10 protein-coding genes are annotated in these 9,333 nt (G+C 71.0%); 8 read left to right on the top strand and 2 right to left on the bottom strand.

The annotated features are described in order from the left end of the window. Window positions 1-69: 69 nt before the first annotated feature. Both ABEA43_RS21740 and ABEA43_RS21735 read left to right on the top strand, forming a co-directional pair. Window positions 70-1,434 (top strand): hypothetical protein, encoded by a 1,365-nt coding sequence (locus tag ABEA43_RS21740; RefSeq protein WP_345564304.1) that lies wholly within the window; start codon window positions 70-72, stop codon window positions 1,432-1,434. 158 nt (window positions 1,435-1,592) lie between these two features. Further along, on the top strand, window positions 1,593-2,081 hold the full coding sequence (locus ABEA43_RS21735; protein WP_345564302.1) for a hypothetical protein: 489 nt from the start codon (window positions 1,593-1,595) through the stop codon (window positions 2,079-2,081). A gap of 69 nt (window positions 2,082-2,150) precedes the next feature. Here the strand turns inward: ABEA43_RS21735 and ABEA43_RS21730 are convergent, their stop codons facing one another. Continuing rightward, window positions 2,151-2,798 (bottom strand): NAD(P)-dependent oxidoreductase, encoded by a 648-nt coding sequence (locus ABEA43_RS21730; RefSeq protein ID WP_345564300.1) that lies wholly within the window; start codon window positions 2,796-2,798, stop codon window positions 2,151-2,153. A 162-nt stretch (window positions 2,799-2,960) separates the two neighbouring features. Between ABEA43_RS21730 and ABEA43_RS21725 the strand changes: the two genes are divergently transcribed. The 4 genes from ABEA43_RS21725 (at window position 2,961) to ABEA43_RS21710 (ending at window position 7,087) form a co-directional block, all read left to right on the top strand. Next, window positions 2,961-3,329 carry a winged helix-turn-helix transcriptional regulator gene (locus ABEA43_RS21725; protein ID WP_345564299.1) on the top strand — a complete coding sequence of 123 codons (369 nt, stop codon included), beginning with the start codon at window positions 2,961-2,963 and terminating at the stop codon, window positions 3,327-3,329. 295 nt (window positions 3,330-3,624) lie between these two features. Continuing rightward, complete coding sequence (locus ABEA43_RS21720; RefSeq protein WP_345564297.1) at window positions 3,625-4,284, top strand: class I SAM-dependent methyltransferase; 660 nt, start codon at window positions 3,625-3,627, stop codon at window positions 4,282-4,284. 410 nt (window positions 4,285-4,694) lie between these two features. Then, window positions 4,695-5,684 (top strand): GTP 3',8-cyclase MoaA, encoded by a 990-nt coding sequence (gene moaA / locus ABEA43_RS21715; RefSeq protein ID WP_345564295.1) that lies wholly within the window; start codon window positions 4,695-4,697, stop codon window positions 5,682-5,684. 161 nt (window positions 5,685-5,845) lie between these two features. Further along, complete coding sequence (locus tag ABEA43_RS21710) at window positions 5,846-7,087, top strand: NTP transferase domain-containing protein (protein ID WP_345564293.1); 1,242 nt, start codon at window positions 5,846-5,848, stop codon at window positions 7,085-7,087. Between the two features lie 303 nt (window positions 7,088-7,390). On the opposite strand, the gene ABEA43_RS21705 is transcribed toward ABEA43_RS21710, so the two are convergent. Next, window positions 7,391-7,705: a DUF3099 domain-containing protein gene (locus tag ABEA43_RS21705; RefSeq protein WP_345564291.1), complete on the bottom strand. Its 315-nt coding sequence runs from the start codon at window positions 7,703-7,705 to the stop codon at window positions 7,391-7,393. 99 nt (window positions 7,706-7,804) lie between these two features. Here ABEA43_RS21705 and ABEA43_RS21700 point away from each other — a divergent pair, with 99 nt between their 5' ends. Both ABEA43_RS21700 and ABEA43_RS21695 read left to right on the top strand, forming a co-directional pair. Then, on the top strand, window positions 7,805-8,017 hold the full coding sequence (locus tag ABEA43_RS21700) for a dodecin (protein WP_345564289.1): 213 nt from the start codon (window positions 7,805-7,807) through the stop codon (window positions 8,015-8,017). 671 nt (window positions 8,018-8,688) lie between these two features. Beyond that, entirely contained in the window at window positions 8,689-9,246 is a 558-nt protein-coding gene (locus ABEA43_RS21695; RefSeq protein WP_345564287.1) for an arsenate reductase/protein-tyrosine-phosphatase family protein, read from the top strand. Window positions 9,247-9,333: the final 87 nt, after the last annotated feature.

Genomic DNA, 9,333 nt, shown 5'->3' with positions numbered 1-9,333 from the left:
CCCGGTTTTGCCATTCGTGGCGTGTGTTGTGGTCCTGGTCATTACCGGATGGTTCCTACCGTCTCGATCATGTCCAGAAGTCTGCTTCTCGTCTCGCTCGCGGCGGGGTCGCTCTCGGTGCCTGTGCCCGTGGCCTCCGCCGCGATCGAGCCCGCCATCCGCGCCATCACCGTCCGCCCAGCGGAGCCGGTGGTCGGGGCGAACGACTCCGTCCGCCTGGTGATCGACGTGACCGCCAAGGGGGCGCTCGGCAAGAACGGCGTCACCGTCAAGGTCGAGCCCGGTGCGCCGCCCGGCCCCGTACTGAGCGCCAAACCGCCGGTGGTGGACGCGCCTCCGGTCGTCAACGCGCCTCCGGCCGTGGACAGGCCCCCGGTCGTCGGCAAGCCTCCGGTGGTGAACGCGCCCCCGGTCCTAGGCAAGCCTCCGGTCGTGAACGCGCCCCCGGCCGTCGGCAAACCCCCGGTGGTGAACGCGCCGCCGGTGGCGAAGCCGCCGCCTGGCGCGGTGGCGTCCCAGGCTCCCGCCGCCGGCCTCCCGGTAGCGGGCGGCGCCCAGCAGCCGAACTCCCAGCCCGCCGCCGGTCCGAACTCCGCGCCGGCCGCAGGCACCGGCGCCGCACCGGCGGCGGGACCGAACGCCGCGCCCGCCGCAGGAGAGCAGGGAGCGCGCCCGAGCCTGCAGCAGCCAGGCGCCGCGGCACCGGGCACAGGAGCGGGCCCGGCGACAGGCGCGGGAGCGGGCCCGGCGACAGGCACAGGAGCGGGCCCGGCCCCGGGTGCGGGCCCCGCGCCCGACGCCAGGCCGGCCCCGGGACCTGCCCCGGCCGGTGCGGTCGAGGGCCCGAAGGACGGCAGCCCGGCCATGCAACCCGCCGTACAGCCCGGCGTGCAGCCAGTAGCCCACCCGGTCGTCCAGCCGATCCTCCCGCCGAGGCTCGTGTGGCGTCTGGTCCCGGGCCCGGTGGCGCGCATGGCCGACGGCTGGGAGACCTGGCGCTTCCTCCCCGACAAGAAGCTGACCCGCTTCTACCCGACGGGCACCTGGACGATCACCGCGACGGCCAAGGGCGAGTCCGGGACGACGGTCACGGAATACGCGTCGTTCCAGTTCAGGCGCGGCACCAAACTCTCCTCCGTACGAGCGGAGAAGTCCGCGGGCGCCTCCGGCGGTGTACGGGTGCGCGGCTCGCTGGCCAGGATCGACCCGCGCGGCCTGACCGACTACGGCCCGTTCGCCAAGCAGCCGCTCGAAATCCTCTGGCGCCCCGGCACCACCGGAACGTGGGAAGAGGTGGGCAGGACGATGACGGACGCGGCGGGCGCGTTCATCGCCAAGGTGCCGGACCGCTCAGAAGGCTACTGGCGCATCCGCTATCCCGGAACGGGACACTACGCACCAGTTTTCTCTAAAACACGACAAATCACTCAATAAGTCACAAAACAAAATCATAGGCTGACGTGGCCGAAACGCCCTGTTGCGGAATTGTGATCAACTTTGTCGCAACTTTTCCTTACCCTTACGCGTCATTGGCGTTGACGTGCTCTGTCTTGGGGTGCGTTTCAAAACGGGGAAGGAAATCCATCTTGAAGATGCGACGTCTAGCCGCCGGCCTGGCGGCTGCTGCCTTGGGGGCCACGATGGTGGCTACCGCCGCCTCGCCCGCGTTCGCGGACCCGGACGTGGATCCCGATGTCGCGGGCGGCCACACGAGCCTGCAGTTCGACGCGAACCCGGAGCCCGCCTGGCGTGGCAAGCCCATCACTCTCGAGGGCAAGCTCTCCGTGCAGTGCGACGAGGACTACATCAGCGGCCTGGTCTCCGTGCACCACGCCGACTACTGCAAGAACCAGGAGCGCTGGCACCGTCTCGGCTGGAAGCGGATCGTGATCCTCTTCCAGCCTGACGGCAGCGGCAAGTGGGAGTACGTCGACACGATCAGGACCAGTGGCAAGGGCTACTTCGCCACCAAGGTCCCCGCCCGTTCATCGGGTACCTGGCGCGCGGTCTTCGAGGGCGCCAAGTGGCTCGCTCCTTCGGAGGCGACGGACTGGGTCAAGGTCGTCGGCCGCCGTCACTAGCACCATCCGAACGCCCGGCCATTCCGGCCGGGCGTTCGGCATGCCATCCGCCACGAACCCCTTGAGAGCTCAGTACGACACCGCGACCTGAACCCGGTGGTGCCGGGCGTTCTCGACCTCGTCCACCAGCGCCACCGCCAGATCCGCGTACGAGAACGCCGGATCCCCCTCGGCGGCGCCGGGCACCTGGTTGCCGCCGATCCGGTACCGGCCGGTCCTGGCCGCCTCGGCGTCGAGGAACACGGGCGGCGGCGCGAGCACCACCCAGTCGAGGGCCGACTTCTCGAACACCTCCATCTCCACCGCGTGCCCCAGCGAGAACGCCCGCGCGTCGGCGGGGAACCCGGGCGTGTCGATGAGCCGCACACCCGGTGAGACCTCCAGCAGGCTGCCGATCCCGAGCGCCACGAGGCGCGACACCCCCGCCCGGCCGAGCCCGTCGGCGAGCGCCCTGGCCGCCGCCGCGTAGAACTCCTCCGACGACACGTCCAGCCGGGCCGCCACCTGCATCGCGACGTCGTGCCCCGCCGCCGCCCCGGCCACGCTCGCGGCGTCGGTGACGTCCCCGGCGACCACTTGCACCCCATCGCCCGACAGATCCGCATATTTCGCGGGATCCCGCACTACGGCCGTCACCCTGTGCCCCCGCCCGGCCGCCTCCGCGACCACCCGCACTCCGGCTCGCCCACCGGCCCCGAAAACCACAATCCTGCTCATCGCCAGCACTCCGTCCGCCCGGCGGCCGGATCCGCCCGGCCGCTCGCGCAGACGGTAAACGGTGAGGTGTCCCTTTCCGCAACGATAGTCACCCCTGAAGTGCGGCAATAACCGTCCGTTACCCACGATGTCCGACTATGTCCGGCACCTACGATGTTCAGCATGGCCGACCCACTCGATCCGGACATGTTCACCGGCTGCCCGCCCCACCTCGCCCCGATCCGCGTCGGCGACAAGTGGACGGCGAAGATCATCCGTTGCCTGGAGCCGGGCCCGCGACGCTTCACCGAGCTCCAGGCCCCGCTGCGCGGCATCACCCCGAAGGTGCTCACCGAGTCCCTGCGCGCCATGGAACGCGACGGCCTCCTCACGCGCACCGCGTACCAGGAGATCCCGCCACGCGTCGAGTACGAACTGACCGACCTCGGCCGCAGCCTGATCGAGCCGATGAACGCCGGCTGCGAATGGTCCCGCAAACACCTGGCCGAGCTCCTCCAGGCCCGCGAAACCTGGTACGCGACCACCCCCTGACCGCACACCCTTCACCAACGGCCACCCCAGAACACGAAACCGCCCGAGACCCCGCAGCAAGCTCGCCGAAAACCATCCAAGAACCGCCGCCCCTCCACCGCCGCCGCCCTTCAACCGCTGCCGTCCCCCCTCCCCAGGGATGCCGGAAGCCACCTCGCCCTCCACCGCCGAAGACGCCCCAACCGCCTACGAGGAGCCCCACCGCCGCCCCACCCGGACCGCCGCCCGAAGCCGTTGCTGGCCCGAAGGCGTCACTCGCCAGAAACTGTCGGTGGCCGCTGGAAGGATCGCCACCATGACCGACCAGCTCACCTCCGCCATCACCGGCTACTGGGACGCCGCCGCCACCGCATTCGACGCGGAGCCCGACCACGGCCTGCGCAACGACCGCACGCGCGCCGCGTGGGATCGCCGCCTGCGCGCGTGGGCGCCGGCCGATCCGGCGGACATCCTCGACGTCGGCTGCGGCACCGGTTCCCTGTCGGCGTTGCTCGCCGCCGCCGGCCACCGGGTGACCGGGGTGGACCTGGCCCCGCGCATGATCGAGCAGGCCGAGGCCAAGCTGGCGGCCACCGGGCTCACCGGACGCTTCCTGGTCGGGGACGCGGTCTGCCCACCCATCGGCGAGGAGCGATTCGACCTGCTCCTGTCCCGGCACCTCATCTGGACGCTCCCCGATCCGGCGGCGGCGCTGAGACAGTGGATCACCCTGCTCCGCCCCTCAGGCCGGCTGGTCCTGATCGAGGGCCGCTGGCGGGAAGCAGACCAGGCCGGCCACCCCTACGTGCCCGGGGCCGACGCGCTGCCCTGGAACGGCGGCGTCACCGCCGAGACCCTCGCCGCGGCAGTGCGGCCGCTGGTCACCGACCTGCGCATCCACCCACTCAGCGACGACCCCGACCTCTGGGGCCACCGGGTGGACGACGAACGCTACGCCCTCATCGCCCACGCGTAACCTCATGACCAGAACCCGCCCGCGTCTACGGCCGAACCCGGCAACCTCACCAGCCAGGAGCTCCACCGGCATACGCTGTCCGCAGGACCGACCAACCGGCGACCAACGCACGGCAACAGCACCGCTGCAAGAAGCCGAGGCTCACCTCCCACCCACATCAGACCACCGGACGGCAAGGACTCCGCCCACCCCGGCTCCCTGACGACAATCATGGCCCGTTCGCGTTCCCGCTCAAGCCCCGCATGGCCGAGGACGGCCAACTCCCCGGAGAGGCTCCCTCGCAGGTGAGAGCCCTGTACGGAATCGATCAACAGATCGATGTGTTGTCGTGCCAAGAAGGGCGATTTTGAGCGTCGCCGGACAGGCGTCGTAGTCTGGCTCTTTGGCGAACGAACAGGAGGTGACGCCCCATGTTGCGAGACTCGTTCGGACGGGTGGCGACGGATCTGCGGGTGTCCCTCACGGACAAGTGCAATCTGCGCTGTACATACTGCATGCCCCCGGAAGGGCTCGACTGGCTGCCCAACGCGCAGCTCCTCACCGCCGACGAGATCGTCCGCTTGGTGACGATCGGCGTCGAGCAGCTCGGCATTCAAGAGGTGCGTTACACCGGTGGCGAGCCCCTGCTCAGGCGCGAGCTGGTCGACATCGTCACCCGCACCACCGCGCTGACCCCCAGGCCACAGGTCTCGCTGACCACCAACGGCATCGGCCTGGCCCGCCTGGCCGACTCGCTGGCCGCCGCCGGCCTCGACCGGGTGAACGTCTCGCTCGACACCCTCGACCCCGCCACGTTCAAGCAGCTCGCACACCGCGACAGGCACGCTGACGTGATCGCCGGGCTCGCCGCCGCCGACGGCGCGGGCCTGCGCCCCGTCAAGGTGAACGCGGTCCTGATGCGCGGGATCAACGACCACGAGGCCGTGCCGCTGCTGCGCTGGTGCCTCGACCAGGGCTACGAGCTGCGCTTCATCGAGCAGATGCCGCTCGACGCCCAGCACGGCTGGAGCCGGGAGGGCATGGTCACCGCCGACGAGATCCTCGGCCTGCTGTCCACCACGTTCGATCTCACGGCCGACGACCTGGAAGACCGGGGCAGCGCACCGGCCGAACGGTTCCTCGTGGACGGGGGCCCCGGCCGGGTCGGTGTGATCGGCTCGGTGACGCGCCCGTTCTGCGGAGCCTGCGACCGGGTCAGGCTCACCGCCGACGGGCAGGTGCGCAACTGCCTGTTCGCCACGGAGGAGTCCGACCTGAAGACGCCGATGCGCGCGGGCGCCTCCGACGAGGAGCTGGCCGAGCGCTGGCTGGTCGCCGTGTCCCGCAAGCGCGCAGGCCACGGGATCGACGACCCATCCTTCCTCCAGCCCTCCAGGCCCATGTCCGCCATCGGCGGCTGACGAACACCGGCAGCGGCATGCCCGCCAAGGCGCCCGCCCCAGAAGACGCCGCACCACCCCCTGGCCTGCTCGGCACGCGGAGCGGACCGGAGCGTCTTTCGGGCTCGTCCACGGGCAAGTGCCTGCGCGACGACCAGGTCAGGCCACCCCAAGGAGGCACAGTGCCTGACGACCCGGCCGCCCCACCCACCGGCAAGCCCACCCCAGGCGACCCGTCGCACCGCCTTGCGGAAAGGCCCGCGCCCGGCGCCCCGGCCCAGCGCCCTGCGGGGAGGATCGCGCCCGGCGCCCCGGCCGAGCCGCCTGCGGAAGAGGCACCCGCCACCCTGCCGGGGCCACCTGCGGGGTGGGAGTCCCGCGATCCGGCCGAGCCGCCCGCGGAAAGGCCTGCGCCCGTCGAAGTGGCGGGCCGTCACTCCGACGAACGCCCCGACGAATCCTCAAGCGGAACCTCGGACAAACTCCCGGGCGGAACCTGGGACGACGTCCCGCACGAACACCCGGGCGGAACCTGGGACGACGCCTTGGACGAGCGCACGGGCGGGACCTGCGACGGACGCATGGGCGAAGCCGTGGAAGATGCCCCGAACAGAGCGGCGGGAGGAGTAGCGATCTTCGATGCGGTGATCCTGGCCGGGGGAGAGGCACGGCGGCTGGGCGGGACGGACAAGCCCGGCCTCGCCGTAGGAGCCAGATCCCTCGTCGAGAACGTGGTCGCAGCCGTCTCAGCCGCCCGCACGACGATCCTGGTCGGCCCCGAACGCCCGATCCCCGGCGTCCTGTTCGCCCGCGAGGACCCCCCGAGGAGCGGCCCCGTGCCGGCGCTCACCGCCGGACTGGAAAAGGTCACCGCCCCCTGGGTGGTGCTGCTCGCCGGCGACCTGCCGTTCGTGACGGCGGCACATGTGGCGGACCTGCTGGCGGCCGCCGCACGCACCACCGGCGGGGTGGTGCTGGTGGACGACGGCGGTCGTGAGCAGTGGCTGGCGAGCGCGTGGCGGGCCGCCGAGCTGAAGGCGGCCCTGGCGGCGTACGAGGGCCGTTCGCTCAAGGGCCTGCTCGCCCCGCTCACCGGCGCGCGCCTGGCGCTGCCGGGACGCCCGTGGTTCGACTGCGACACAATGGACGACCTGGAGGAGGCTCGCATGAACGTGCTCAACGAATGGACCGCCCTGGCCTGCGAAGAGCTGGGCATCGACCCGGCGCGCGTGGACCGCGACCTGATACTCGACCTGACCAAGGAGGTCGCCCACGGGGTCGCCAGACCGGCCGCGCCGCTCACGGCGTACCTGCTCGGGCTGGCTCAGGGAGCGGGCACCGCGCCCGACGACGCCGTCGCCAAACTGGTCACACTGGCGAAAAACTGGAATGAAGCGAAGCCAGAGACACTGACCGACAGCTGACACTCGAACGAACTCTTGAAGTCAACAACCTCCCGCCTGAAGATTTCCTGTGAATAACGAGGCGGGAGGGGATGTAAACGATTTCGGGAAAGCAGCCCTATCGGACTGATCCGGCATGCCAGGAGTGATCAAAGGATCGCCGGGAAAAGGGCGACGCCGGGTGGTTACGGGGGCAAACCACCCGGCGTCGCTTCATCGGCGTTCCGACGGGGGCCCGGAACGCCGGCACCAGCACTCCGACGGGGGACCGGAGCGCTTGCCTAAAGCGTACACCTACAACCCGTGGGATGCGTCAAGACTTAGTCACGACCCGATCTCGCGTCGATGCAGCGGTATCTCGGTTTGGTTAGCTTCAGGGGTCTGAAAGGTAGGGGGCGGGGGTGCGTTGCCCCTCTCATTGGCCCCGATTACCGCTATGTACGGCAAAAATACGGCCGCAGCGATGAACAGCAACCGGTACGGCCACGGCACCGGCACCACGACAGCCAGGATCAGGCAGATCGTGCGGATCCCCATCTTGATGAGGTAGCTGATCTCGCGCTTACGGATGTCGGCCGTCAGCGACGGCTTGGCATCCGTGACCTGGTGGACGTCCGATTTCTTGCGCCACCCCTTCATATCTCCCACGGTAGACCTCCGACAGGCCGGTTGCGACGGCAGCCCCGGACGGGGACGGGGGTCATGCGATCATGGCCTTCGAGTAAGGAGGATGTGGAGATGACGGATCGCACGTACCGGGTCACCGAAATCGTCGGCACTTCCAGCGAGAGCGTGGACGAGGCCATCCGCAACGGCATCAGGAGGGCTTCACAGACCCTCCGCCACCTCGACTGGTTCGAGGTCACGGAGGTTCGCGGGCACATCGACGCGGGCGAGGTCGCGCACTTCCAGGTCGGCATGAAGGTGGGCTTCCGCCTGGAAGACGGCTGAGCCTCCGCTCTCGGGGGCGCGGCGGAAAGGCGAGCGCCCGGCGGGCACACCGCGGGGCATCCGGCGCCATACCCCGGCCGCGCCGCCGGGCGCGGGTCCCGCCCCGGCGCGCGCCCCGGAACGCCCCCTACGCCAATCCTCGGTACGCGCCCACCGCGAACCCCGGAACGAGCCCCCAGAACGGACCACAGCGCCCCCAGCGGCACCCAGAAGGCCTGACGCGGACCAGCGACCTGATGGCCCGCACGGCGACCACGGTGCCGTGTAGCCGCCCACAGCGACCAAGCTCCCACTCGTCCAACCGGCCGCCACCACCGACCGGCCGTCGTCCAACTGGCCGCCAACCGCCGCTGTCGCCGCCCGGTTGTCACGGCGGCCCGGCCGCCTCCGCCCGGCCGCCTCCGCCCGGCCGCCTCCGCCCGGCCGCCTCCGCCCGGCCGCCTCCGCCCGGCCGCCTCCGCCCCGGGTGCCTCCGCCCCGGGTGCCTCCGCCCCGGGTGGCACCAACCGAGTGTCACCAGCCGGTGGCGGGCTGGTGTCACGGCCTGGCGTCACCGGCTGGCCGCCTCCATCTGGAGGCGAGCACCGTCAAGCTCGTCACCCTCCCCACGCCGGGCCGCGTTCCCGAAATCCCTCTCTCCCGATCGGATGGAAGCGGCTAGATTGGCCGATGTGAGCGGTGAGTTCCGCATTCTGCTGGTGTGCACGGCGAACATCTGCCGTTCCGCCATGGCCGAGGTGATCGCCAAGGCCATGCTCCGCTCCGCCGCTTTTCCCGTGGCGACGGAAAGCGCGGGCGTTCGCGCGATGACCGGTCATCCGATGGCGCCGCACGCGATCAGCGCCCTGGGCAAGCTGGGCCTCGACGGCAGGGCGCACCGGGCCAGACCGCTCGACCTCGGGCTTGTCAGGTCGGCGAACCTGCTGCTGACGATGGAGGCAGGGCACGCGGCCGTCGCGATCGGGCTCGATCCTGAGGCGGCGCGCAAGACGTTCACGCTGCCGGAGTTCGCCGGGCTCGCGGCGGGCGCGGGACACCGGCGCTACCGGTCCGACACGGCGGAGCGGGCGCGCGCGATCGTCGAGTCGGCGGCGGAGCGCCGCGAGCGCCGCCGGGCCCTTGAGGTGTATGACCCGTACGGCGGCCCGCCAGAAGGCTACGACGCCTGCGTCAAAACGCTCGGCGGCGCCCTCAGCCACGCCCTCGGCGCCCTCCTGGGCCCCCGCTGACCCCACGCCCGCCCTCCTGTGGCGCCTCCGGCTGACGCCCACGCCCGCCCTCCCGCTGAGGCTCAGAGCCTCTCACCAGGAGGGCGG

The organism is Nonomuraea rosea (genome assembly GCF_039539705.1).
Lineage (GTDB): Bacteria > Actinomycetota > Actinomycetes > Streptosporangiales > Streptosporangiaceae > Nonomuraea > Nonomuraea rosea.
The sequence above is the reverse complement of the archived record's forward strand: the minus strand, read 5'-3'. Positions and strand labels throughout refer to the sequence as shown.